Annotated in this window: 27 protein-coding genes and 4 tRNA genes; 11 read left to right on the top strand and 20 right to left on the bottom strand. The window is 35.1% G+C overall.

Features of this window, described 5'->3' with window-relative positions; genetic code table 11:
* Positions 1–69: 69 nt before the first annotated feature.
* The 6 genes from O9307_RS03160 to O9307_RS03135 all read right to left on the bottom strand — a co-directional run bounded on the left by O9307_RS03160 (position 70) and on the right by O9307_RS03135 (position 6503).
* A complete protein-coding gene (locus O9307_RS03160) occupies positions 70–684 on the bottom strand; it encodes an FMN-binding negative transcriptional regulator (RefSeq protein WP_298295246.1) in 615 nt (204 codons plus the stop codon).
* 152 nt (positions 685–836) lie between these two features.
* Entirely contained in the window at positions 837–1850 is a 1014-nt protein-coding gene (gene murB / locus O9307_RS03155) for a UDP-N-acetylmuramate dehydrogenase (protein ID WP_298295244.1), read from the bottom strand.
* A gap of 31 nt (positions 1851–1881) precedes the next feature.
* On the bottom strand, positions 1882–2553 hold the full coding sequence (locus O9307_RS03150) for a DUF2461 domain-containing protein (protein ID WP_298295242.1): 672 nt from the start codon (positions 2551–2553) through the stop codon (positions 1882–1884).
* Between the two features lie 3 nt (positions 2554–2556).
* A complete protein-coding gene (locus tag O9307_RS03145; RefSeq protein ID WP_298295240.1) occupies positions 2557–3255 on the bottom strand; it encodes a thioredoxin domain-containing protein in 699 nt (232 codons plus the stop codon).
* Between the two features lie 34 nt (positions 3256–3289).
* Complete coding sequence (locus O9307_RS03140) at positions 3290–5413, bottom strand: hybrid sensor histidine kinase/response regulator (RefSeq protein WP_298295238.1); 2124 nt, start codon at positions 5411–5413, stop codon at positions 3290–3292.
* Positions 5414–5423: 10 nt separating this feature from the next.
* Positions 5424–6503 (bottom strand): DNA replication/repair protein RecF, encoded by a 1080-nt coding sequence (locus tag O9307_RS03135; protein WP_298295236.1) that lies wholly within the window; start codon positions 6501–6503, stop codon positions 5424–5426.
* A 201-nt stretch (positions 6504–6704) separates the two neighbouring features.
* Between O9307_RS03135 and O9307_RS03130 the strand changes: the two genes are divergently transcribed.
* The 6 genes from O9307_RS03130 to O9307_RS03105 all read left to right on the top strand — a co-directional run bounded on the left by O9307_RS03130 (position 6705) and on the right by O9307_RS03105 (position 13182).
* Complete coding sequence (locus O9307_RS03130) at positions 6705–7478, top strand: tetratricopeptide repeat protein (protein WP_298295234.1); 774 nt, start codon at positions 6705–6707, stop codon at positions 7476–7478.
* 318 nt (positions 7479–7796) lie between these two features.
* Positions 7797–8369 carry a 6,7-dimethyl-8-ribityllumazine synthase gene (gene ribH, locus O9307_RS03125; RefSeq protein WP_298295232.1) on the top strand — a complete coding sequence of 191 codons (573 nt, stop codon included), beginning with the start codon at positions 7797–7799 and terminating at the stop codon, positions 8367–8369.
* Positions 8370–8542: 173 nt separating this feature from the next.
* Positions 8543–10408 carry a DNA mismatch repair endonuclease MutL gene (mutL, locus tag O9307_RS03120; RefSeq protein ID WP_298295230.1) on the top strand — a complete coding sequence of 622 codons (1866 nt, stop codon included), beginning with the start codon at positions 8543–8545 and terminating at the stop codon, positions 10406–10408.
* A complete protein-coding gene (locus tag O9307_RS03115; protein ID WP_298295228.1) occupies positions 10405–11163 on the top strand; it encodes a rhomboid family intramembrane serine protease in 759 nt (252 codons plus the stop codon). The genes mutL and O9307_RS03115 overlap by 4 nt, the downstream gene beginning before the upstream one ends.
* Positions 11164–11220: 57 nt before the next feature.
* Positions 11221–12087: a rhomboid family intramembrane serine protease gene (locus O9307_RS03110; RefSeq protein ID WP_298295226.1), complete on the top strand. Its 867-nt coding sequence runs from the start codon at positions 11221–11223 to the stop codon at positions 12085–12087.
* 51 nt (positions 12088–12138) lie between these two features.
* A complete protein-coding gene (locus tag O9307_RS03105; RefSeq protein WP_298295224.1) occupies positions 12139–13182 on the top strand; it encodes an endonuclease/exonuclease/phosphatase family protein in 1044 nt (347 codons plus the stop codon).
* Positions 13183–13317: 135 nt separating this feature from the next.
* Here the strand turns inward: O9307_RS03105 and O9307_RS03100 are convergent, their stop codons facing one another.
* From O9307_RS03100 to O9307_RS03075, 6 genes are all read right to left on the bottom strand, one after another.
* Positions 13318–13941, bottom strand: coding sequence for a WbqC family protein (locus O9307_RS03100; RefSeq protein WP_298295223.1), 624 nt, complete (start codon positions 13939–13941; stop codon positions 13318–13320).
* Between the two features lie 78 nt (positions 13942–14019).
* On the bottom strand, positions 14020–15576 hold the full coding sequence (lepB, locus tag O9307_RS03095; RefSeq protein ID WP_298295221.1) for a signal peptidase I: 1557 nt from the start codon (positions 15574–15576) through the stop codon (positions 14020–14022).
* Between the two features lie 35 nt (positions 15577–15611).
* Positions 15612–16316 carry a 4-hydroxy-tetrahydrodipicolinate reductase gene (dapB, locus tag O9307_RS03090; protein ID WP_298295220.1) on the bottom strand — a complete coding sequence of 235 codons (705 nt, stop codon included), beginning with the start codon at positions 16314–16316 and terminating at the stop codon, positions 15612–15614.
* 26 nt (positions 16317–16342) lie between these two features.
* Positions 16343–16903, bottom strand: coding sequence for a DUF5683 domain-containing protein (locus O9307_RS03085; RefSeq protein WP_298295217.1), 561 nt, complete (start codon positions 16901–16903; stop codon positions 16343–16345).
* Complete coding sequence (locus O9307_RS03080; RefSeq protein ID WP_298295215.1) at positions 16903–17802, bottom strand: ParB/RepB/Spo0J family partition protein; 900 nt, start codon at positions 17800–17802, stop codon at positions 16903–16905. The genes O9307_RS03085 and O9307_RS03080 overlap by 1 nt, the downstream gene beginning before the upstream one ends.
* A gap of 5 nt (positions 17803–17807) precedes the next feature.
* Positions 17808–18575: an AAA family ATPase gene (locus O9307_RS03075; protein ID WP_064714378.1), complete on the bottom strand. Its 768-nt coding sequence runs from the start codon at positions 18573–18575 to the stop codon at positions 17808–17810.
* Positions 18576–18812: 237 nt separating this feature from the next.
* Between O9307_RS03075 and O9307_RS03070 the strand changes: the two genes are divergently transcribed.
* The 3 genes from O9307_RS03070 to O9307_RS03060 all read left to right on the top strand — a co-directional run bounded on the left by O9307_RS03070 (position 18813) and on the right by O9307_RS03060 (position 19542).
* Positions 18813–18887 (top strand) — tRNA-Pro (locus tag O9307_RS03070).
* Positions 18888–18927: 40 nt separating this feature from the next.
* Positions 18928–19173 (top strand): GIY-YIG nuclease family protein, encoded by a 246-nt coding sequence (locus O9307_RS03065; RefSeq protein WP_298295213.1) that lies wholly within the window; start codon positions 18928–18930, stop codon positions 19171–19173.
* A gap of 123 nt (positions 19174–19296) precedes the next feature.
* Entirely contained in the window at positions 19297–19542 is a 246-nt protein-coding gene (locus O9307_RS03060) for a GIY-YIG nuclease family protein (RefSeq protein ID WP_298295211.1), read from the top strand.
* A gap of 253 nt (positions 19543–19795) precedes the next feature.
* Here O9307_RS03060 and O9307_RS03055 read toward each other — a convergent pair.
* The 3 genes from O9307_RS03055 to O9307_RS03045 all read right to left on the bottom strand — a co-directional run bounded on the left by O9307_RS03055 (position 19796) and on the right by O9307_RS03045 (position 20104).
* Positions 19796–19878, bottom strand: a tRNA-Leu gene (locus tag O9307_RS03055).
* Positions 19879–19920: 42 nt separating this feature from the next.
* Positions 19921–19993: transfer RNA gene (locus O9307_RS03050), tRNA-Lys, on the bottom strand.
* A 38-nt stretch (positions 19994–20031) separates the two neighbouring features.
* A tRNA-Lys gene (locus O9307_RS03045) sits at positions 20032–20104 on the bottom strand.
* Between the two features lie 126 nt (positions 20105–20230).
* Between O9307_RS03045 and O9307_RS03040 the strand changes: the two genes are divergently transcribed.
* Positions 20231–20749, top strand: coding sequence for a shikimate kinase (locus tag O9307_RS03040; protein WP_298295209.1), 519 nt, complete (start codon positions 20231–20233; stop codon positions 20747–20749).
* Here O9307_RS03040 and O9307_RS03035 read toward each other — a convergent pair.
* Positions 20741–21241: a phosphoribosyltransferase domain-containing protein gene (locus O9307_RS03035; RefSeq protein WP_298295207.1), complete on the bottom strand. Its 501-nt coding sequence runs from the start codon at positions 21239–21241 to the stop codon at positions 20741–20743. The genes O9307_RS03040 and O9307_RS03035 overlap by 9 nt on opposite strands.
* Positions 21242–21317: 76 nt before the next feature.
* A complete protein-coding gene (locus tag O9307_RS03030) occupies positions 21318–21716 on the bottom strand; it encodes a S4 domain-containing protein (protein ID WP_298295205.1) in 399 nt (132 codons plus the stop codon).
* Positions 21717–21794: 78 nt separating this feature from the next.
* On the opposite strand from O9307_RS03030, the gene O9307_RS03025 reads away from it, so the two are divergent.
* On the top strand, positions 21795–22775 hold the full coding sequence (locus O9307_RS03025) for an FKBP-type peptidylprolyl isomerase (RefSeq protein WP_298295203.1): 981 nt from the start codon (positions 21795–21797) through the stop codon (positions 22773–22775).
* A gap of 382 nt (positions 22776–23157) precedes the next feature.
* Here the strand turns inward: O9307_RS03025 and O9307_RS03020 are convergent, their stop codons facing one another.
* From O9307_RS03020 to O9307_RS03010, 3 genes are read right to left on the bottom strand one after another with little or no spacing between them, the layout of a single operon-like run.
* Positions 23158–24111, bottom strand: coding sequence for a transketolase C-terminal domain-containing protein (locus O9307_RS03020; protein ID WP_159682438.1), 954 nt, complete (start codon positions 24109–24111; stop codon positions 23158–23160).
* Positions 24112–24732, bottom strand: a complete 621-nt coding sequence (locus tag O9307_RS03015; RefSeq protein WP_298295197.1) for a hypothetical protein — start codon at positions 24730–24732, stop codon at positions 24112–24114.
* 1 nt (position 24733) lies between these two features.
* On the bottom strand, positions 24734–25582 hold the full coding sequence (locus tag O9307_RS03010) for a transketolase (RefSeq protein WP_298295196.1): 849 nt from the start codon (positions 25580–25582) through the stop codon (positions 24734–24736).
* Positions 25583–25798: the final 216 nt, after the last annotated feature.

Genomic DNA, 25798 nt, shown 5'->3' with positions numbered 1-25798 from the left:
CTAATTGGTTTCGGATAAAATGACTGCAAAGTTAATTATCAATTGTAAACTTTCCATACAATCGGTCATTTACTTTCTTAATTTTTTCATTTCTCCTGCAACGGCAATAGCTGAAGATGATTGCGTTTTTTCTAGCTCTTGAATTATGTTTTTGTAATTGTGGTCGTCGCGATTTTGAGACATTTTTTGTGTCGCTTCAATTTGGGTGATTTCAATTTCAAAACCAATTACGCCTCTAGCTTGTCGCATTGTAGCTTTGGATAACTCACTGACCCTTACCGGACAGGCTGAGGCTTGCTCGTATTTGTCTACCAATTTCGTTAGAGAATCGATTATGGCTTCTCCGTGAATGATTTTTACTTTTCCATATACGTGAACGGCGGTGTAATTCCAAGTAGGGACGTTTTCGTGGTCGTACCAAGAAGACGAAATGTAAGCGTGCGGACCTGTAAAAACAGCCAAAACTTCGGTATTGTCTTCAAGAGCGATGCCTTGTGGGTTTTCTTTGGAGAGGTGACCGTGCAAGATTTCTTTTCCTTCGCTATTATAATCCAATTCCATTGGGATGTGCGTTGCCCACAATTTTCCGTTGGTTTGATTGATTAATATACCAAAAGCATTTTCTTTTAGAAAGGCGCGAATGCTATCGGGATTTTCTAGTTGGTAAATATCGGGTGTGTACATTTTTTGGAATTTTTAGATGTTTACAAAAAAAAAAAAAATTTGTCGCTCGCTAGCCCCGATTGCAGCGAAAATCCTTTTGTGCCGGGGTTCGGCACAAAAGATTATAGCGAAAAGCGGGAACCTTGTTTCCTGAATAGCCTATTGTTTCGCTCCTAAATGATATTCACCTCGGCTTCGATGTGGATGCCAAAGGTGTTGAAAATGGTTTCTTGGATGTTTTTGGAGACCGCCACGATTTCTTGACCCGTTGCGTTGCCATAATTGACAAGCACCAGTGCCTGATTTTTGTGGATTCCCGCGTCGCCAAAGCGTTTGCCTTTGAAACCCGCCTGCTCGATTAGCCAACCCGCAGGTACTTTGACCTCGGTTGGTGAGACCTCGAAAAAGCGCATTTCGGGGAATTTTTTATGAATGCTTTCGAAATCGGATTTTGGGAGGATTGGGTTTTTGAAGAAACTACCGCTGTTGCCTAATTCTTTTGGGTCGGGTAATTTGCTTTGTCGGATGGCGATTACGGCGTTGCTCACGTCTTTTAGCGTGGGTTGCGTAATGCCTTTTTTGGCTAATTCTCCAGTAATGTCGCCATAAGAAGTGTTGATGTGGTGATTTGTTTTGGTTAATTTAAAAATCACACTAGTGATGACAAACTGACCTTTAACTTCGTTTTTGAAAATGCTTTCGCGGTATCCAAAATGGCAATCGGTATTGGTGAAATTTTTGATTTCTTGAGTGGCTATGTGCATAGCGTGGCACGAAACAAAAGTGTCCTTGATTTCGGTGCCGTAAGCGCCAATGTTTTGAACGGGAGTGGTACCCACATTACCCGGAATAAGCGACATATTCTCTAGTCCGCCAAAATCTTGGTCGATGGTCCAAAGTACGAACTCGTGCCAGTTTTCGCCAGCTTGGGCTTCGACCCAAACGAAATCGTCATTGGCATCGATTATTTTTTTTCCTTTCAAATCGATGTGGATGACCAAGGCGTCAATGTCTTGGGTCAACAACATATTGCTGCCACCGCCTAAAATGAATTTTTTTTCGTTGGGATGCTGTGCTAACACTTGTTGTAGTTCTTCTGTAGAGTGAACGGCAACGAATTGTTTGGCTTTGGCTTCAATGCCAAAAGTGTTGTATTTTTTTAATGAAAAATTTTCGAGGATTTCCATAGGGAGTAGTATTTTGTCTGTTACAAACAGGTTATTCTATTTCTAAAGCTCTGTTGAGGAATTCGTTCAATGGTCGCAAAGCAATCATTTTTTGGACCATTAACGGAATAAAATCTTTGTGCGTCAAAAGTTCAGGATTGAAATTTTCGGTAGCGGTGTAGCTTTTTAATTTTAAAAACTCAATCGCTGGGTTGTCTTTTTCGTAGCCTCTTGGCGGATTTTTTAGCGTTGAATTTTCGTCACGATTTAGTGCTTTGTAGTTGGAAACAAAATCTTTGTCGCTTGTTATGGCTACTAAATCGTTATAAAAAAAGTTGATTTCTTTTCGTATTTTCTGAATTTGTTCGGGTTGAGGACAATACATTCCGCCGCCAACAAAAGGGTTTTCAGCATCGATTTGTAAATAATATCCAGCCGCTTCAGCATTTTTTGCACCGGTTGAAAGCCAAATGCCCAAATGGGTTTTGTAAGGTGATTTATCTTTAGAAAAACGAATATCGCGATTGATTCTGAATACACAGTTTTTTACTTCCAAAAATGCTAAGGCTGGATCTAAAGACTTCATACTATCCAATATATCAGCGGTTAGTTGGTAGTATTCTTTTTTTACAGCTTCGTATCGTTTTTTATTGTATAAAAACCACTCTCTGTTGTTGTTGGTTTTTAAATCTTTCAAGAATTGTATCGTGCTTTCAGAAACCATAATTTATAGTATTTGTTTTTTCAAATCTTCTTCGCTTACAAAACCGCTACTTTTCCATTTCAGGTTGTTGTTTTCGTACAAAAGTAGGGTTGGAAGTTCTTCTACTTTTAGTTCTTTCATAATGGTTTTGTTTTCATCGGCATTCAAACGAATAATAACCACTTTGTCGCTATTTTCTTTTTGCATTTTTGAGATGTACGGTTCCATTTGTTTACAAGGCGCACACCAAGAAGCGAAGAAATTGATTAGTACTTTTTTGTCCGACTTTAAAAGTGCCTCAAATTGTTGACGATTGATTCCAACAAGTTTGTCACTTGGTTTTGAAAGTCCAGCGGCTTCCCATTTTAGAATGCCACCTTGAAGGTCATAAATGGTTGCGAATCCTATTTCTACTAGCTTTTCGGCTGCTTTTTGGCTACGACTTCCTGCTTTGCAGTATACAAATACGGGTTTTGATTTATCAAGTGTAGCGGTATTTTTTTCGAAATCAGCATTGAGCCAATTGATGTTTTTGGCCTTGTCTAAATGTTCTCCCGAAAATTCTTGAGGCGTTCTTACGTCAAGGATTTGTGCGTTGGCGGTATTTTTTATTTTTTCAGCGAAAGCTGGGGCTTCTAATACTTGAATATTCTTTGAGGTTTGTGCTTGGCACGAACTAAGAATTATGCTTAGGTATATAAAAGTTATAAAAAAGGGCTTCATTTTTTTTAATTTTTAAGGTAAATAAAATTACGGTTTATTTTTGGAGTTGGTTATATAGTTTTTGATAAAGTTCCTCTTTATTTATGGGTTTTATTAGAATTTCATCAAAGCCAAAACTTTTAATCTCTACAGTGTCAAGATAGGTGTCTCCTGATAAAGCAATTATTGGTTTGTTTTTGTTTTCATTTGTTAACGCTTTAATCTCTTTTGCTAAATCTATACCAGAGTAATCAAAAATCTGAATGTCAGTCAGTATTAGGTCTACAATGTTATTTTTTAGATATTCTTTTGCTTCAGGTCCTCGCCCAAAAGTTACTATTTCAAAGCCTGTATTGGTCATTAATTTTTTTGCAATTTGAATAATCACAGGGTCGTCATCAACAATTACGGCTTTAATAGTGCTGTTTTTGGTTTGATTTTTCAATTTTGTCTCAAATGTTTCTTGAGTTTCGTTTGGTTTATCAAGAAAGAGCGTAAATGAAATTTCTGTTCCAATGCCTATTTTACTTTTGATATCAATATTTCCATTGTATAAGCCGACAATACTCTTGCAAAGATTGAGTCCTAATCCTGCGCCATAGCTCATTTGTTTTTGATGACTTTTACTTTGGTAAAATTTATTAAACACTTTTTTCAAGTCCTCTTCTGGAATCCCAATACCTGTGTCTATGACTGAAACATTAAGTTGGTAGTTATTTATTTGTTTTTTTAAATCAACATTTACGGTTATTGTTCCTTTGTTGGTGAACTTTATTGCATTGATGATAGTGTTGTAAAAAAGCTGATGAATTTTTATATTATCTGCCCAAACCAGCGTATCGACATTTTTGTTGATATTACTAATAATTGTGATGTTTTTAGTTTCAGAAATGGTTTGTAGTGTATCTAATAAAGGGATTATTTCTTTTTTTAAATTCACATTAGTATTGAATAATTTAAGAGTAGCGTTTTCGTTTTTTAAGAAATCTAAAATCTGATTTACAGTATTTTGTAGTGAATTTGAGGTAAAATACAGTGAATTAATATCCTTTGTTAACTCGGTATTTGAGTTTTGCGTTTTAATTTTTTCAGAGTATTTCGAAATAATGTTTAAAGGCGCTCTCATTTCATGTGATAACATTCCGATGAGTTGGTTTTTTATATCAAGATTTTTCTCTGCAGTAGCTTTTGCTTTTTCCAATTTACTTTCATTTATATAAGTATAAATGGTGTAAAGAATCAAAATCACAGTTGCGCCACTCATTAAAATAAGTAGATAAAAGATGCTTTTTTTATGCCTAATGTTTTCGTTACTATAGTCTTGAATTGCTTGATTGAATTTATTTCGGCTAGCTTCTTGAGCCGATTTTGAATAAGCCAGTATGAGTTTTTGGCTTTTATTTTGAATGTTTTTATTTATGAGTAATAATTCTTGGTCTTTGTTCTTTAATGAATTGTAAGTGGCTTTTATTCTATTGAAATTGTTTAAATAGTATTTCTCTGTAAGTACAAAAGTATTTCGGAGTTGCTCTTCAAAAGTGCCTGATTTTTCCTTGTTATTAAAAACCATTTTTATAATGGATTGCACTTCTTGTTTGTCTACATCTGACTTTCCTTTTAGAGCATTTCCAATTCTTCCAAAAAAGGATTTTTTCTTGGTTTCGGTTACTTTTTTAATGGTGTCATAAGTGATTGAACTTAAGATTTTTTCGTAATTGAATTTTTTTATGGATAAATCTGGGTTGATATTACTTTTATCTTTATCATATTTTTGATTGATGAGTATTTCTAATTGATTTTTCAAAGAAACCACTTCTAATTCAATTTGTTTTTTATTGTTGATCACCACCGAAAAATCTTTGTTAGTTCTATTTAAATAGTTTAAGCTATCCAAATAGACAGTCATGCTATCCAATGAAAGTTGGTATTTTTTCAAAGAAATAGGTTTGTGATATTGTATGTATTCATTAAAATGGTTACCCGCTTCAAGATAATTTTTTGTAGCTAGGTTTGAAAAAACCAAAGATTTATTTGGTTTTAATAAAGAATAGGCATTTTGGTTGATGTTGTCTTGTAAGTAGTTATCAGAACTCCATATTTTGTAGATGAAATACTGGGTTAATAGGGTTAATAGAAAAAGAAGAAGTAAGCCTATTTTTTTTATTGTAATGTTATTCATGTGTTTTTAATTATAATTTAATTACTGAATAGCTTTGGTAGGTGGACTGAATAATCGCTTCGGTCCGCTCAGGATGCGTGTCCGAAATAAAGAGTTGTCCAAACGAATCGTCTTTTACCATTTCAACAATTTTAGCTACCCGAAATTCATCTAGCTTATCAAAAATATCATCAAAAAGCAGGATGGGTTTTACCCCGCTTTGTTGCTTTAAAAAATCAAATTGGGCGAGTTTTAGCGCAATCAAAAATGATTTTTGTTGCCCTTGCGATCCGAATTTTTTGATAGGAAACGAATCAATTTCAAACGACAAATCATCTTTGTGAATGCCAACACTGGTGTATTGCAACGCTCGGTCTTTGGTTAAATTTTCATTTAGTAAGTTCATCAGCGAGTTCTCATAAAGATGACTCTCGTAAACCAATTGCACTTTCTCTGCATTTCCAGTAATCGCTTGATGGTGTTTGTTGAAGATCGGTAAAAAAGCAGCAATAAACGCTTTTCTTTTTTCGAAAAGCAACGAAGCAAAACCATCCAGTTGTTCGTTATAAATAGACAATGTATCGTTGTCAAAAACATGATTCAAAGCAAAATACTTCAACAAGGCGTTGCGTTGATTGATGGTTTTTTGATACTGAATCAATAGTTGCAAGTAGTTGGCGTCCAGTTGCGAAATCACACTGTCCATAAATTTTCTTCGGGTTTCACTTCCTTCAATAATAAGGTCACGATCGGCAGGCGAAATAATCACTAACGGTATGAAACCAATATGTTCCGAGAATTTATCGTAAGCTTTGCCATTCCTTTTTAAGATTTTTTTCTGTCCTTTTTTGATGCTGCAAACGATTTGCTCTGTGCGATCATTTTTTTCAAATAAGGCATCAATTACAAAAAAATCCTCGCCATGTTTGATGTTCTGTATAGCCAGCGGATTGAAATAACTTTTGCCGTAAGCCAAATGATAGATAGCGTCAAGGACATTTGTTTTTCCAATTCCGTTTTTGCCAACAAAGCAATTAATCTTGTGATCAAACTCAAAATTAGCTTCGGCAAAATTTTTATAATTGAATAAAGAAATTTTTTTTAGATACATGTGTTAAGTGTCTCGTTTTTTGGCATAAATTTCCATTATGAGGGCGAGTTTTTGAGGGTGCAAATTTATCTAAAATTATTGAGATAAAACGCTTTTCGATAATTGAAACAATAAAATGTAAGATACTGAATATAAAATTCATTTTTTTTGTGTGGGTTTCAATAAAAATTTTATTTTTGCGGCACACTAAATTAATTTTAAATGGCTACTTACAGTAAACGAGGATATAAAACACCAAAAGAGAAAGAAGTTAAAGAACCTATCGAAGAAGTTCAAGTTAATGAAAAAGACAGCGCCACTGCTGAGGTTTTCTCTAAGTTAGATGAAACCGCTTCAAAAACGGAAGATTTTGTAGCTAAAAATCAAAAAATCATTATTGGTATCGTAGCAGGTATTGCTTTGATAACTGTAGGATATTTAGCCTATCAAAAATTTATTGCTACTCCAAAACAAGAAGAGGCTGCCAACGAAATGTTCGTAGCGCAACAAAACTTCCAAAAAGCAACCGATGGTATAGCTAGTGATTCTTTATATAAACTATCATTAAACGGGTCTGAAGGTAAATTCGGATTTATCAAAATCGCTGACGAATATTCAGGAACAGATGCAGGAAACTTAGCCAATTACTATGCAGGTATGGCCTACCTAAATACAGGAAAATATGCTGAGGCAATTTCTTATTTAGAGAAATTCAAATCAGAAGATATTCTTTTGGGTGCGTTGGCCAAAGGGGCAATTGGTGATGCGTATGCACAAACCAACAAGCCACAAGAAGCACTTGATTTTTATGTAAAAGCTGCTGAATCGAACAAAAACGATTTCACTACACCACGTTTCTTGATGAAAGCGGGTAAAACAGCTTTAAACTTAGGCAAAAAAGAAGAAGCTTTGAAATATTTTACAGATATCAAAGAAAATTATGACGCCACTCCAGAAGCCGCTTCTGTAGATGGTTTGATAGGACTAGCGCAATAAAAAGCTCATTTTTCCAAAAAAATTGAGGTTAGAAACCAAAGGAATTCGAATTAATTTTTGAATACTTTCATTTCTAACCTCTTTTTTTATGCCTATATTTACTACTGCTTTTTAGGAGCAGAAAAATGGGGCTTCTTTGTAAACATCGTCCCGCTGTCCTTCCTATCTTTTTTTAAACCTGTCTGGTTTTAAAAACCAGACAGGTTTAAAAAAAGGATATTCCCTCCCATCGGGGCTAGGAGTAATGTTTTTGCTTTTTTGGAAACATTTTAAAAGGCAATAAAATAGACAAGAGTTTAATTTAAATAATAAAATACAATGGCAACCGTAAATAAAAATTTATCGGATTATAATAAAAACGAAGTTCCAGACGCCAAAGATTTCCGTTTCGGAATTGTAGTAGCAGAATGGAATGAGAATATAACAGAAGGGCTTTTTAATGGCGCTTACCAAGCCTTGATAGAAAATCAAGTGCCCGCTCAACAAATTATCCGTTGGAACGTTCCGGGTAGTTTTGAGCTAATTTATGGCGCAAAAAAAATGTTGCAAACGCAAAACGTAGATGCGGTTATCGTAATTGGATGCGTTATTCAAGGCGATACCAAACATTTCGATTTTGTTTGCGAAGGCGTTACACAAGGCATCAAAGACCTAAACGTACAAACCGATATTCCAGTTATCTTTTGCGTGCTAACCGATAATACGATGCAACAATCTATAGATAGAAGCGGAGGAATTCACGGTAATAAAGGAACCGAAGCCGCTATCGCTGCTATTAAAATGGCATACATTCGTCATCAAGCTACGCTAACGCACCAATTTCAGCATCAAAATTTTTTAGGAGCTGGTGCTTTGCAAATTGAAGACAAGCCATTACAGCTTGAAGAATAGCGTTATAATTTCTTAATTTATACAACCTATACTTCGAATTTTAAAGTATAGGTTTTTTGTTTTTTTTATGAGTGCGACCCTAGCAAAACCCAATAGTTTTTGCTTAAATTTGTCCTCCTCGTTTTTTGATTTTTTTAATCATAAATCCTTAATCTCTAAATCTAATTTTTTTAATGTCGAGTATTATTCAATTGCTGCCAGATCACGTCGCTAACCAAATTGCTGCTGGAGAAGTAGTGCAAAGACCTGCATCTGTAGTCAAAGAATTGCTAGAGAATGCAGTCGATGCCAAAGCAACCGATATTAAATTAATCATAAAAGATGCAGGAAAATCTTTAGTTCAAGTCATTGATAATGGCGTTGGAATGAGTGTGACGGACGCGCGTTTGTGTTTTGAACGCCACGCTACTTCCAAAATTCGTTTGGCCGAAGATTTATTTTCATTAAATACCAAAGGGTTTCGTGGAGAAGCATTGGCTTCTATCGCTGCGATTGCCCACGTAGAAATGAAAACCAATCAGGACCAAGACGAATTGGGTACTCACATTATTATCGAAGGAAGTAAATTTGTTTCCCAAGAAGTAGCTGTTTTGCCTAAAGGAACTTCTTTTGCGGTAAAAAATCTTTTCTTTAATATTCCTGCCCGACGTAATTTCCTAAAATCGGATACAGTTGAATTTCGTCACGTGGTCGATGAGTTTCAACGTGTGGTTATGGCGCATCCCAAAATACATTTCACTTTTTATCACAACGGAAATGAAATGTTCAATTTGCCTCCAGCCACTTTGCGTCAACGAATAGTTGGAATTTTTGCTGGTAAAACCAATGAAAAGTTAGTTCCAGTTAGTGAAGAAACGGAGATAGTAAGCATTCAAGGTTTTGTTAGTAAACCCGAATTTGCCAAAAAGAGTAGAGGAGAGCAGTTTTTCTTTGTCAATGACCGATTCATAAAAAGTGGCTATTTGCATCACGCAGTGATGGCGGCTTTTGATGGTATTTTGAAAGATGGTTTGCAACCTAGTTACTTTTTGTACCTCACCGTTGAACCCAATACTATTGATATCAATATTCATCCTACAAAAACTGAAATTAAATTTGACGATGAACACGCTTTGTATGCTATTCTAAGAGCTTCAATCAAGCACAGTCTTGGGCAATTTAATGTAGCTCCTGTATTGGATTTTGATAGAGACGCCAATTTGGATACGCCTTACCATTACAAAGATTTAGAAGGTTCTTTTCCAACTATTGAGGTGGATGGGAATTTCAACCCTTTTGCCGAAGCGGCTCCAACACCTCAAAAATCCTATTCAAGTTATAAGAAACCAGTAGCTACGGCAAGTTGGGAAAGTTTGTATGTTGGGCTAGAACCAGAGATAGAACGTGACCCAGAACCAGAGCAATTTTCTAGTATGGCTTTTGAAACAGATGCGATTTCTTCCTCATTGTTTTCGGATAATGAAATAGAACAAGCGGTTCAAAAAACATATCAAATACATAAAAAATATATTGTTTCGCCGATAAAGTCAGGAATGGTTATAGTCGACCAACAGCGCGCTCATCAAAGAGTTTTGTACGAGCAATTTCTCGCTAATATGACCATGCACCAAGCGGCTAGTCAGCAGTTGTTGTTTCCCTTGAATTTGTTCTTTTCTACAGATGAAATGGCGTTGATTACGGAGTTGCAAAGTACATTGACTGCTACAGGCTTTGTTTTTGATACTTCGGCTACAGACCATGTGGTGATTTCGGGTATTCCTGTTACGATTTCCGAAAGTGAAGTGGCTTTGGTTATCGAACAATTATTAGCCGATTTACACGATGGGATTCCAGAAAACAGTTTTAGTCAAAGCGATACTATTGCCAAATCAATGGCCAAAAGTTTAGCAGTAAAAACAGGTACCTATTTAACCGAAAAAGAGCAAGAAAATGTGGTAAATGGACTTTTTGCTTGCAAAGAACCCAATATTTCTCCTTTTAATAAACCTACTTTCATTACCATGCGTGTGGAAGATTTAGATAAAAAATTTGCTGTATGATGAATATCACACCTACCGTTAAGCAATTGTTGATTATTAACGTGCTGTTTTATATTGGTTCTATGATTGTGGGCGAACCCGCATATCGCTTATTGTCTATGTATTATTTTGACAATCCAGATTTTCATAGTTGGCAAATTTTTACGCATATGTTTATGCATGCTCCATTACCAAATGTCATGCATATCTTGTTTAATATGTTTGCTTTGTATTCTTTTGGTTCTGCCTTAGAGCACTTTTGGGGCGGCAAAAAGTTTTTGTTTTTTTACATTTCATGTGGATTAGGAGCGGCTTTATTGCATACAGGGGTGAATTACTATTTCTTTGAAAATGGCTTGAATACTTTAATTTCAAATGGTTTTACCAAAGCTGATATTTTGCAAGTTTTGAATGAAGGAAAAATAAATACTAGATGGCAAGAGTTGCTTACAGTTACTGAGTTCAATGAGTTTGTAGGAGCTTATTTTGGGACAGTAGTTGGTGCTTCAGGAGCCATTTACGGCCTGTTGGTTGCCTTTGCTTTTATGTTTCCTAATGCAGAGTTAGCTTTGATGTTTATCCCAATTCCAATCAAAGCAAAATACTTTGTGCCAGGATTATTATTAATCGATTTGTATTCTGGTGTAACAGGAGGTTCTGTTTTTGGAGGTTCTTCGGGAATTGCACACTTTGCGCATTTGGGAGGTGCTCTGTTAGGTTTCTTGATGATGTGGTATTGGAAAAAAAATCAATTCAATAACAATCGTTGGAATTAAAAAAGCTAGTTCTTTTTTATAGCTTTGCTTATATTTGAGTTATTAATGCATCACTTTATGAATATATTCGATGATTTAAAATCGCGTTACCGTTTGGGAGATGTTGCATTGCAATTCATTTTCTGGAATGTAGGCATCTTTTTAGTCTCTATACCCCTTTTTTACCAATTTAAGTTTGGTCAATTTGTTTTTCCAGATTGGATTGCTTTATCATCAGACCCACTGGTTTCTTTACGACATCCTTGGACGTATCTCTCGTATGCTTTTTTTCACGACGGAATTGGTCATTTGTTCTTCAATATGTTGGTTTTGCATTTTTGTAGTCAATTGTTTTTGACCTTTTTTACTACCAAGCAGTTTGTGGGACTCTATGTGCTAAGTTCTATTTTTTCGGGGATAGTGTTTGTGGTTTCTTATTATTTTTTGCAATATACTTCGTTAATAGTTGGCGCATCAGCAGCCATTTACGCTATTCTAATGGCGACAACTTCTTATCAACCACTGATGGAAGTCCACTTATTTCTTTTCGGAAGGGTGAAGTTGTGGTACATCACCGCTGTAATTCTTTTGTTAGATGTGCTTCAATTTCGTTTAGAGAATATGGGCGGGCACATCGCTCACTTTGCTGGTGCTTTTTTTGGTTTTTTATTTATAAAACTATTGGTTAATGGTTTGGATTTGAGTAAATTGGTTTCTGGAATAACTGATTTTTTTAGGAGTTTGTTTCAAAAGAAAGAGAAAAAACCATTCAAAAAAGTACACGTTAATTACGCAAGAAAAGAACCAACAAGAACGACTTCTAGAATTGTTACTAAAGACAAAACCCAACAACAAATTGATGAAATTTTAGATAAAATTAGTCAGTCGGGGTATGATTGTCTGACCAAAGAAGAAAAAGAATTTTTGTTTAAAGCCGGAAAATAATGTCGTTTTAGATGCAGTACATCTAAATCTTCAACCTGAAACTAATAAAAAATGAAAAACCTATCTTGGTTCAATAAAATAATGTTTTTCTTGAATATAGTGCTAACTGTATTCACCTTTACGGCTTACATTTTTCCTTTTTTGTCGCCTAAAGTGTTTCCGTTGTTTGCGGTTTTTACACTTTTTATGCCTGTCTTTTTTGTGCTTAACGGTCTGTTTTTCATTTATTGGGGGATTCAATTCAAAAAGCGAATGATTCTATCGGGTTTGGTTTTGCTGATGGGAATTACTTTTATCAATAAATTTTACAAGTTTTCACAAAAAGTCCACCCTGAGTCCCCAAAGGACTTTAAAATAATGAGTTACAATGTTCGTCTTTTTAACGTATTCAAATGGATTGACAGAGACGATATACCGCAAGTAATCTTGGCTTTCATCAATCAAAATAATCCCGATATTCTTTGCATTCAGGAATATTCCAACCACGGAAATATTGATTTAAAAGTCTATCCCTATCGTTATATTTTTATCGAAGGCGACAAAATTCGTACCGGTCAAGCCATTTTTTCAAAATTCCCTATAATTAATCAAGGCAATATTGTTTTTCCTCATTCCAATAATAACGCCATTTTTGCTGATATAAAGCGAGGAAAAGACATTATTCGCGTATACAATATCCATTTCCAATCCATAAAAATTTCGCCAGACGTTCACGAAATTTCCGAAAATATCGAAGTTATCAATCAACAAAAATCACAGAAATTATACAACCGAATCAGCAAAGCTTTCAGGCAACAACAAGAACAAGCCGAAATATTTATCGCTCACAAAAAAGAATGCAACTATCCGTTAATCATTTGTGGCGATTTGAATAACAGTGCTTTCTCATATGTGTACCGCAATGTAAAAGGCAAATTGAGAGATACTTTCGAAGAAGCAGGAAAAGGTTTCGGGCAAACCTATACGTTTCGTTATTACCCCGCAAGAATCGATTATATTTTTGCCGATAACCAAATGGAAGTTAAAGATTTTCAAAGTTTCCCCGAATTTCAAAACTCAGACCATTATCCCATCATAGCCAAATTGAGTTTTTAAAAGTAGTTTTAGTAGCGAAACAAAAGGCTTTTTTGGAGTTATGGTTTTCCGCTTTTCGCTATAATCTTTTGTGCCGAACCCCGGCACAAAAGGATTTTCGCTTCAATCGGGGCTAAAGGACCGTCAATAGGTCATTTATTTCACAATAATCTTTTGATTTTTCAGATAATCCAAAGCAAATTTTCCTTCATTAAAAATCAAATCCAACACACTTAAGTTGTTAATGAAGCCGTGTTTGTCATCAAAAACTTGAGTGTAGGTTTCAAAAACATTTGGGTCTTTTTTACCATTTACTAGGCTTCTAGCATCAAAAATGTCATTTGCTACTTCGTGAAAGTATTCATCGGTTTTTTTGAATTCTAGCGAATATCGAAGGCATTTCTCCACCAAAGCGATGGTTTCAAAATTCAAATCCATCAAAAAGTGATGTTTTTTTTCAAAGAAAGGCATAAAATCATCTTCAAAAAACTCAAAGAAAGGAGAGCTTCTGTAACCCGCTTCAAGCGATTTAAAGTGCTGCTTTTGCCAATCAAAATCATTTTCAATCGTGATGTCTTTTGTTTTTTGATGTCCTTTGTTGGCGTGCTTTATAGGAATATTTAGCATTTGAATCCCATTTGGGCTATAAATGTAAGTTCTATTTCTATTCGTCTGTTTTTGAAAATTATCTTCAACTTCAAAGGTCACCACTTCCGACTGCACCATAGCCGCAAACTGACTGATAGAAGGGAAATACGAAGGGTGTAATAAGGTATTCATACTGCTTTTTTTAAAGTCAAAAGTCATATCTATCCGACAAGGAAAAATATGACTTTTGAATAGACGTTGTACATTGGGTTAAATCTCAGTTTTAGCTTTTCTTTTTTTCCAAAAATATTCTCCAATAAAGAAAGCAACTAAAGCAAACAAGAAATACTTGAAATAAGATTGTGGTTGGCCTTCACCGCTAACCGTTGTGAAAACGCGGTCCCAACGAATTTTGTTGATGCCTTTTCCGTTAGTATCCCAGCTTAACCAAATAAAAATAGGTTTACCCACAATATGGTTTTCTGGAACAAATCCCCAATAACGACTGTCTTCAGAGTTATGGCGATTGTCTCCCATCATCCAGTAATAATTTTGAGCAAAAGTATAGTTTGTAGCTACTTTACCGTCAATTCTGATTTCGGTTCCGTTTACTTCTAATTTTTTATTTTCATAATCGGTTATGATATTTTTGTAAAAAGGAAGGGTTTCTAAATTCAAAGCCACTGTTTTTCCTTTTTGCGGAATATAAATTGGACCGTAGTTATCTTGATTCCAGTTTTTGGTATGAGGAAAGACACTTTTTTCTGCACCTTTAGAGATTATTCTAGTAACCGAAGTAATACCTGGTACTTGTTTAAAGCGTTCAGCTCCAGCAGCCGTTAGAGCACTAATAAATAAAGTATCTCTTTTTTGGTCATCCAAGAAGAACGCTGGGTCTGTAATATCTAGTTCTTTGAACAAAGTTTCAAAATCAATTGGCGTTTTGCCATCCAAAGCCAATTTGTACGAATATTGCGGTTTGGCTCTTTCGGGTAAGATAAGCTCTTTTCCGTCAATGTAAATTAAACCGTCTTTTATAGATAAATTATCACCAGGTAAACCTACGCAACGTTTTACATAATTTGATTTTTTATCGATAGGTTTGTCAACACGCAATCCAGATTTGTCTCTAAATTTATATACTGTATCTACTGGCCAGTTGAATACTACGATATCATTTCGCTTGATGTCTTCGATAGAAGGAAATCGCATATATGGCAATTGTGGCCAATTTAAATACGATTTTTTCTTAGTTAGCGGAATAGTATCGTGAACCATCGGCATCGCTACAGTTGTCATTGGGACTCTTGCGCCATAGTTCATTTTGCTTACAAACAAAAAGTCGCCCACCAATAATGATTTCTCTAAAGATGAAGTCGGAATGGTAAAAGGTTGAATGAAATAGGTGTGAACAATAGTGGCAACAATAACCGCAAACAATAATGAACTAACAGTATCGGCCGCTTTATGGTCAGGTGCTGTATCTCTATCAGCTATATAATTCAACGGTTGTGTATAATTGATGTAGTACAAATAAAAACCAAAGGTTAGAATCACCAAGATGGTATCTACTGTAGAACGTCTTCCAAAACTGCGCAAGGTTTCTACCCAAACTACAGGAAACATAATTAGGTTGATTACTGGAATGAACAATAAAATGGTCCACCAAGTTGGTCTTCCAATTATTTTCATCAATACAATAGCATTGTAAATAGGAATCGCCGCTTGCCAGCGTTTTCTTCCAGCGCTTTCGTACATTTTCCACGTACCCAAAAAATGGATTATTTGAACAACTAAAAAGAATACAAACCAAGAATATAGTGTCATAGAATTCGGTTTTTAAAGCTAAAGTAGCGCTATGATTATTTAAAATTTAAAACATCTTTCATTGTGAAAACGCCTTGTTTTCCTGCCAACCATTCTGCTGCAATAACAGCACCTAAGGCAAATCCTTCTCTGTTGTGAGCAGTATGCTTAATTTCGATAGAGTCGATAGGAGAGTTGTAAGTTACGGTATGAGTTCCAGGAACTTCTCCTGTTCTTATGGCTTCAATAGGAAGTTCGTTTTCTTTTGGACTAGCGTCCATTGTCCATTTAGAATAGTTACTATGTTCTATAACTCCTTCGGCTAGGGTAATAGCAGTTCCGCTTGGTGCATCTAATTTGTGGATATGGTGAATTTCTTCCATAGCTACTTTGTAAGAATCATAAGGAGCCATTATTTTGGACAAATAAGAATTCAATTCAAAAAAAAGATTTACACCTAAACTGAAATTAGAGCTGGAAATAAAACCGCCCTTTTTTTCTTTACATAACGCAATCATTTCGTCATAGTGTTCCAACCATCCAGTTGTACCCGAAACGACAGGGACATTGTTATTAAAACTAGCTGAAATATTGGCAACTGCTGCTGCTGGGACACTAAAATCTATGGCAACATCGGCTTTTTCTAGTCCTTCGTAAGTATTGAATTCGTCTTTTTTCAAAACGATTTCGTGGCCTCTTTCAAGTGCAATTCTTTCAATTACTTGGCCCATTTTTCCGTATCCTAAAAGCGCAATTTTCATTTTTTTTGATTTAAAATAAGTACTTCTTAAAAAGTATAATTAAAAGTTAGTCCGACATTGGGACGAAACGTTACATCGTTGGGGTAAATTTCAGGTCTTAATGATAGATTTTCATTTACATTAAATTGTATTAAAGCCGCATCAACATTGGCGTCAATGATATTTAAAACATAAAAACCAACCGTTACTAATGCCGATAAATCTCTGTTACGTTGGTAGAATTTTTGACCTGCAATGAGTCGGCTATTGTCTAAATAAGAGAATTTATCATCGGTGTAGCCTTCTAATCTTCTTTTGTAAGCGTCTCTGTATTGATTGTATTTTCTATTATTATCAATATAAAAATACAAGCTTGTGCCTATTCCAGCATAAACTAATGGAATTTTCCAATACTTTTTATTGTAGGCTTGACCTAAACCTGGCAAAATTGCCGAATAAAAGGCAGCTTTTGCAGGTGTTAATGGGTCAATATCATTTGATCGCACAGTGTCTTTTGCAACTAAACCTTCAGTTTTTTTATCTTGTGCAAAAACAAAACCATTCCCGAGAAAAAAAGAGAGGATACATGTGGTTAGGAATTTAGTCACTACCCTTTGATTAATTTAATAATTCTGTTTAAATCTTCTTGAGAGTGAAAGGGAATCGTTATTTTTCCTTTCCCGTTATTGGCTACTTTCAAGTCTACTTTGGTTCCAAAATAAGAGTTAAAACTGTGTTGTTGTTCGTCATCTATTTCAAAAGCTGCAGATTTTGAAGGAGTATTTGATTTTGGCAACAAGCTTTCGTGATAGTTTTTTACCAAAGTTTCTGTTTCACGCACCGATAGATTCTGGCTAACAATTTTCTGATACATTTGGGCTTGCACCTCTAAATCCTCAACATTGATGATGGCACGACCATGTCCCATACTGATGAAACCGTCTCTAATCCCTGTTTGAATAATTGGGTCTAGTTTTAAAAGACGTAAATAGTTGGCAATGGTAGAACGTTTTTTACCCACTCTTTCACTCATTTGTTCTTGAGTCAGTTGGATTTCATCCATTAAACGTTGGTAGGAAAGGGCAATCTCAATTGGGTCTAAGTCATGACGTTGAATATTTTCAACCAAAGCCATAACCAATGATTCATTATCATTTGCAATACGAATGTAAGCAGGTACTGTCGGAAGTCCTACTAAAACAGAAGCACGCAAACGACGTTCTCCAGAAATTAATTGGTATTTATTAAAATCTAATTTACGAACCGTAATAGGTTGAATCACGCCTAATTCTTTGATAGAAGTGGCTAGTTCACGCAGTGATTCTTCATTGAAATTAGTCCTAGGTTGAAATGGATTAATTTCAATAGCATCAATTTCAAGCTCAATAATATTACCAACAACTTTGTCTGCATTTTTGTCCTCAACCGATTTAATGTCGTTTTCAGGGTCTTTTAATAATGCGGATAATCCTCTACCGAGTGCTTGTTTTTTTACTGCTTTTGTCATAAAACCTATTTGCTATTTTTCTTTATTATTTCTTGAGCTAAGTGAATGTAATTAACGGCTCCTTTACTAGTCGCGTCATAGTTAATGATGCTTTCACCAAAACTAGGCGCTTCACTCAATTTTACATTGCGTTGGATTACTGTTTCAAAAACCATATCATTGAAGTGTTTTTGAACTTCTTCCAAAACTTGATTAGACAAACGTAATCTAGAATCATACATAGTTAGTAATAATCCTTCGATGTCTAAATCTGGGTTGTGAATTTTTTGAATACTTTTTACGGTGTTCAATAATTTTCCTAATCCTTCAAGTGCAAAATATTCACACTGAATTGGAATAATTACAGAATCCGCGGCGGTAAGTGCATTCAAAGTTAGTAAACCCAAAGACGGAGCACAGTCAATTAAGATGTAATCGTATTCATCTTTGATGCTGTCTAGTGATTTTTTGAGCATGTACTCACGGTTTTCTTTGTCGACCAATTCGATTTCGATAGCCACAAGGTCGATATGGGAAGGAATCACGTCTACGTTTGGAGCGGTGCATTTCAGCAATGCTTCATGTGGCGTATGACTGTGTTCTAATATTTGATAGGTGCCAATTTCAACTGTCTCGACATCAATTCCTAATCCTGATGTGGCATTGGCCTGAGGATCAGCGTCAATTAATAAAACTTTTTTTTCTAAAACACCTAATGATGCTGCAAGATTAACGGATGTTGTGGTTTTTCCAACTCCTCCTTTTTGATTAGCAATCGCAATGATTTTGCCCATTTGTTTTTGAATTTTGAGCGGTAAAAATACAATTTTTTATGGTTATTGAAAATCTATTTTATAACATTTGTGTTTGTTTTTTGAAACCATTTTTGAGGGGTCTTTGTTTTAACTTCTAAATGCTTTTGGAATAAGGTTTTTTGTAATTCATTTTCTGGTTTTCTGTTTTTTTTAAAATACTTTCTTAAAAATAGCTTGTGAAACAAATAAAACTACACTATATTTGCACCCGCGTTACGGGGTGTAGCGTAGCCCGGTTATCGCGCCTGCTTTGGGAGCAGGAGGTCGCAGGTTCGAATCCTGCCACCCCGACTAAATCCTTTCTGAGTTTCAGAAGGGATTTTTTGTATATATGGAATTTACAGTTTATATATTATATTCAAAATCAGCTGACAAGTTTTATGTTGGTTATACTTCTATGAGTATTGATGAACGACTAAGACGTCATTTGAGTAGTCATAAAGGCTTTACAGGAAGAGTTAAGGATTGGGGGTTATTTTATTCTGAGAAATTTTCAGAAAAGAGTGAGGCTATTAAAAGAGAAAAAGAAATAAAAAGTTGGAAGAGTAAAGTTAAGATTCAGCTCTTAATAAAGTAATGAACGGTTATCGCGTCCCGATGGTAATCTGGAAGGTCGCAGGTTCGAATTTCCGTTAAACGGAATAAACACTGCCACCCCGACAAAATCCTTTCTGAGTTTCAGAAGGGATTTTTTGTATATATGGAATTTACAGTTTACATATTATATTCAAAATCAGCTGACAAGTTTTATGTTGGTTATACTTCTATGAGTATTGATGAACGACTAAGACGTCATTTGAGTAATCATAATGGTTTTACAGTAAGAATTAAGGATTGGGAGTTATTTTATTCTGAGAAATTTTCAGAAAAGAGTGAGGCTATTAGAAGAGAAAAAGAAATAAAAAGTTGGAAGAGTAAAGTTAAGGTTCAGTTGTTAATAAAGTAATTAGCGGTTATCGCGTCCCGATGGTAATCGGGAAGGTCGCAGGTTCGAATTTCCGTTAAATGGAATAAACACTGCCATCCCGACAAAATCCTTTCTGAATTTCAGAAGGGATTTTTTTTTTATTGGGTAGTTAGAGTTTGTTTCTTTTTTTTTTTTTTTGAATAAGTTGAACTTGATCTGTTGCAGATTTTAAACTTAATCTTTAATCAATAGAAAAAGGGACAAAGAAAAATATCTTTATCCCTTTTTTTTGTGACCATGGAGGGATTTGAACCCTCACGCCCTTGCGAGCACCACCCCCTCAAGATGGCGAGTCTACCGTTTCTCCACATGGCCGTCAAATAAAAAAAGGTCATTCGCTGTAGCGAATAACCTTTGTGACCCGACTGGGGCTCGAACCCAGGACCCCATCATTAAAAGTGATGTGCTCTACCGACTGAGCTATCGAGTCAATCATTCAAGAAACTAATGCGTAGTTCACAGTATTTGTGACCCGACTGGGGCTCGAACCCAGGACCCCATCATTAAAAGTGATGTGCTCTACCGACTGAGCTATCGAGTCATTTCGTTTCTTGAATGCGGGTGCAAATATACGTACTTTTTTTTCAAGTTTCAAAGCAATTTTATTATAAATTTGTCTTTTTTAATCAAAAAGTTACAATGCCTTAATTAGTAAGGTTTTATTACCATGAAAAAAATTATATTATTAGGGTATATGGGCTGCGGTAAGTCGACTATTGCTCATAAACTGTCTGAGAAAACCACTATTCCTTTTTTGGATTTAGATCAATATATAGAAGAAAAAGCCAATTTGACCATCAAAGAACTCTTTGAAAAACACGGAGAGATCTATTTTCGTAAACTCGAGCATGAAGCTTTTGTTTCGCTTTTGGAACAAAAGGAAACTATAATTCTTGGGCTTGGTGGAGGCACTCCTTGTTATGCGAATAATCATGAGTTATTACAACGTCCTGATGTGGTCTCTATTTATTTGAAGGCTTCGGTTACTACTTTGTTCGAAAGATTATCTAGAAACAAGAGCAAACGGCCTTTAATTGCCAATTTAAACGATACAGAATTAAATGAGTTTATTGCCAAACATTTATTCGATAGAAGTTATTATTACAATCAAGCACAATATAAGGTTACTGTTGATGATAAAACAGTAGCGGAAACGGTAGAAAGTATCGTGGCGTTGTTAACTTAAATAAGCATAACTATTCCCCGCCTCTTCAAAAACGACTTGCACGTGTTCAAACAGGGAAGTTGATAATGAAATTCCTTTAAAATCTGCTTTGACAGGATATTTTTTGTGATTTCTGTCAATGAGTACCGCTGTTTTGAATTTTTTTAAGGGAACTTCTAAAAAATGACGAACGGCATAAATTAATGTCGTTCCAGAATTTAACACATCATCTACTAAAACCAAGCCTTTGTTGGTGTAGTTTTCTTTGGCCAAAGAAGTGCGAATAGCTAAATCAGGTTGGTGTTTGTTGAGTTCGACTTCGCAAAGCGAAACTTTAATAGGAGCAATCAAGGCCAAAGCAGCCGCGATTTTTTGAGCAAACACAAAACCGTTTTTGGTAATACCAGCCAGTACAATTTCTTCTTCGTCTACAAAGGTTTCGTAGATTTGGTAGGCAATTCGTTTGATTTTGTGTTCTATTTCTTGATGGGTTAAAATGATATTTTGGCTCATGGTTTTTTATTTTGAAAGGTACAAAAGGAATAATTTGAGTTTGAATTTGAGATGATTTTTTTAGAAGTTTGGCTCTTTACAAATGAGAATCTTCATCTTGATCTTCTATGATGACATTGCCAAACTCATCAATGTCGCGGCGATCTTTTTTGGTAGGACGACCCGTTCCATTTTTTCGATAATGTTCTTTTGAAAGTTTTAATAATTCTAAATGTTGATAGACTTCTGCAGGAGTGTCATTGCGGCGATACATGTCGACTAATTTCGTGCCTACACGACTTTCTGGGATGTTTAAAACCGTGATGATTTGGGTAATTTGATCTTTGCGAAAGGTAATTTTGTCAGTTGGAAAAACTTCTTTCGAGGCTTTGGCAACTTGACCATTTACGGTTACTTGGTTTTTTTTACAAGCCTCGGTAACCATATTTCTGGTTTTGTAATAACGAACGCACCATAAATATTTATCTATTCGCATAAATTTTCAAAAATCAAAGTTAAATAGTTTATCAAAATCAATCTAAATTGTATCTTGCGCACTCAAAAATTAGTACTAATGAACAAAATTAAGTTTTATTTTATTTTATCAATGCTATCCTTGGCATTATTTTCATGTTCCAAAGACAAAGAGGCGGAGTTAGCGCCACCAAGAGAATATAGTGTACAATATGCTACTGACATCAAAGACATTGAAGAATACTTGAAAACTTATTATATTGAGGAAGTTACTACAGACTTCGATATTAAGATTTCTAAAATACCTACAGGAGGAACTCAAAAGTCGGTTTGGGAGCAAACGACTTATCCGCTTAAATTCAGAGAGGTGGACTTGCACGGAGTAAAGTATAAGTTGTATTATTTAGCTTTGAATCAGGGTGTTGGTGAGTCTCCGTGTAATGTTGATGCTGTGTTTGCGGCTTATAAAGGAGATTATTTACAACAAGTAACTAAAGATGGTGTAACTACACTTACTGTAACTGAATTTGAAAGATTAAGTAATCCACAACAATTTTTTCAATTAACAGGGGTAATAAAAGGATGGTCTGAAATATTTCCTTTGTTCAAAAAAGGCACCTATGTTTCCAATTCAGATGGGACAATATCTTATAAAAATTTTGGAGCTGGAGTGGTGTTTATTCCTTCGGGCTTAGCGTATTATAATAGTGGTAAAGGAACGATTCCTTCCTATTCCCCGCTAGTTTTTAATTTTAAATTATATGAAATTCAACGTAATGACCAAGATGGTGATGGTATTGCTTCTTATTTAGAAGATTTGGATGGCGATGGTTATATGTATAGTTTTACCAATACTACTTTGTATCCTACCAAACCTACTGTTAATCCAGATGATACAGATGGTGACGGAGTACCTGATTTTATAGATGTAGATGATGATGGAGATAACTACACTACCAAATTAGAGCGTTCTTATAAAGATGCTAACGGAGTGATCAAATACTATGATTTTGCAAATATTCCTTTGTGTTCTGGAGGTAACGGTAAGAAAAGACACTTGGATCCAAAATGTCATGATTAAACCAATCACTTTAAATATTTTTAACCGTTCCTAAATTTGGAGCGGTTTTTTTTGGACTCAACTTATTTTTAAATAGTGTTATCTAACACAAGCAACTTCTATTTTTGAACCATTTAAGGCATTTAAGGTCATATAAGTTTGATAAACATACTGCTCTAATTTCTTACAAAAACCTTGCTATCCCTACATTTATAAATAGGTAATGGTACATTTTCTCAATTCTTATATGACCTTACATATTATATGGTTGTTTTTTGCTTGTGTGTTTACCCACACAGTTGTGGGTAGAACCCTAATTTAGAAGTAATGATTTTTGCAAAATGTCAGACAAAAAAATCCCGCCAAGTATTACTTGACGGGATTAATATAAAAGTACTAAATATTATTTTCTAGCTAATACGCGCTCAACAGCAGCTTCGATCGCTTGATGATTCAATTGGTATTTTTCCATTAATTGTTCTGGTGTTCCAGATTCTCCAAAACTATCATTTACCGCTACGAATTCTTGCGGAGCAGGAGTGTTTAAAGCTAAAACTCTAGAAACACTTTCGCCTAAACCTCCTAAGATGTTATGTTCTTCAGCTGTTACCACACATTTAGTTTTGGCAACCGATTTCAAAATAGCTTCTTCATCCAAAGGTTTGATGGTGTGGATGTTGATTACTTCGGCAGAAATTCCTTTGGCTTCCAATGCTTCAGCAGCGATTAAGGCTTCCCAAACTAAGTGACCTGTGGCAACAATCGTAACATCTGTTCCTTCGTTCAATAAAATAGCTTTTCCTATTACGAATGGCTCGTCTGCTGGCATAAAGTTAGGCACCACAGGACGACCAAAACGCAAGTAAGCAGGACCATGGTGATCTGCCAAGGCAATAGTGGCTGCTTTGGTTTGGTTGTAATCACAAGTGTTGATTACCGTCATGCCTGGTAACATTTTCATTAATCCAATATCTTCTAGGATTTGGTGTGTAGCTCCGTCTTCTCCAAGCGTTAATCCTGCGTGTGAGGCACAAATTTTTACATTTTTATCAGAGTAAGCTACCGATTGACGAATTTGATCGTAAACACGACCTGTAGAAAAGTTAGCAAATGTTCCTGTAAATGGAATTTTTCCTCCAATAGTTAATCCAGCTGCGATTCCAATCATATTAGCTTCTGCAATTCCGATTTGGAAAAAACGCTCTGGGTGATTTTTTTTGAAATCATCAAATTTCAATGACCCAATTAAATCCGCACAAAGTGCTACTACATTCTCGTTCTTCTGACCCAATTCAGTCATTCCCGCTCCAAAACCTGAACGAGTATCTTTACTACCTGTATTTGTATATTTTTTCATTTATTGAGGTATGTTTAGTTGTGTTTTGATGTTTTTTTTGTTTGTCATGGAGTATTTAAGAATTACTCCATTTGTATAATCTACAGAAAAGTAAATTAAAATACCTTTTGGTATCGCTATAGGTTTGTCAGTAAAAGTGCCATGCGTAAGATGATTAAATATTTCAAAAGGCATTTTAAGTTCACAATTTTCAAATGTGGCTTCAATTTTTCTCGAATGTTTTTTTCTTATTTTTTTATAATAAGCAAAAGCAGTGAGGTTGGTATTTAAGCTATCCTTTTTGTCTGTATTGCTTTGTATTACATATGGATTTACATAGTTGCTTTTCTTCACTTTTATAGACTCTAAGTATGTAAATTGAACTGAATTGTTGTGGTTCTTATAAGCAATTTTATAACTCGAATCGCTGTTGTCGTCATGTATAAATCCAATTCTTTTTTCAAAATAGTTATTGTATCCCCAATAGTAATAACTAGGGTCTTTAGAATTTATTAGAATAAAAAATTTATCCCCTGTTTTTTTTTCTTCATACTCTAAAAAATAATCGAAGAGATATGTTTTTTTTACTGTCTGATGATTAATAAATAAAACAAAAAAAAGAGAGGTGAAAATTAATTTCATCTTAATAATCTGCTAAAGTTGAACTATTTTGTGCTAGACCATTTTCTAATTGAGCGTCATTTGGAGCTTTTCCGTGCCAAGCATGCGTATGCATCATAAAATCCACACCATTACCCATTTCAGTATACAACAAAACACAAACAGGTTTTCCTTTTCCAGTTTTAGCCTTAGCTTCAGTCATTCCAGCAATAATTGCATCGATGTTATTTCCTTCTTTGATTTCAAGAACTTCCCAGTCAAAAGCTTCAAATTTTGCTTTCAAGCTGCCCATGTTCAATACTTCGTCAGTAGTACCATCAATTTGTTTTCCGTTTACGTCAACAGTTGCAATAAGGTTGTCTACATTTTTAGCAGAAGCATACATAATGGCTTCCCAGTTTTGTCCTTCTTGCAATTCGCCGTCTCCGTGTAAAGTATAAACGATATGTGCGTCTCCATTTAATTTTTTTGCTTGAGCAGCACCCAAAGCAACAGATAATCCTTGTCCTAAAGACCCAGAAGCCATTCTAACACCCGGTAAACCTTCGTGAGTAGTTGGGTGTCCTTGTAAACGAGAATTTAATAATCGGAACGTAGCCAGTTCTGCTACAGGAAAATAACCACTTCTAGCCAATACGCTATAGAATACTGGAGAAATATGACCATTAGACAAGAAGAAAACATCTTCTCCAATACCGTCCATATCAAATCCTTCTTTGCGATCCATTAAATATTGATAAAGAGTAACTAGAAATTCTGTACATCCTAGAGAACCACCTGGGTGTCCAGAATTAACAGCGTGTACCATACGAAGAATATCTCTTCTAACTTGGATAGTTAAATCGTTTAATTGTTGTGTGTTAGGCTTCATTTTGTTTGTAAAAGTTAAACTGCTGCAAAAGTAAATTTTATTTTCGGGAAGACCAATGATTTTGGAAGCAATTTCTAGAGAATGATAAGTGGGCTTTCATTTTTCAAAAAGACGTAGGAATAATAGTAGAAAAGACCAGCGAGAGCCAATCTTAAATTAATTAAAGTCATGTGTTGATGAAATGTAAAGTCAAGAGCAGCCTTGTTCTGTAGCGTT

The sequence above is a fragment of the Flavobacterium sp. genome (assembly GCF_027531905.1).
Taxonomy (GTDB): Bacteria; Bacteroidota; Bacteroidia; order Flavobacteriales; family Flavobacteriaceae; genus Flavobacterium.
The sequence above is the reverse complement of the archived record's forward strand: the minus strand, read 5'-3'. Positions and strand labels throughout refer to the sequence as shown.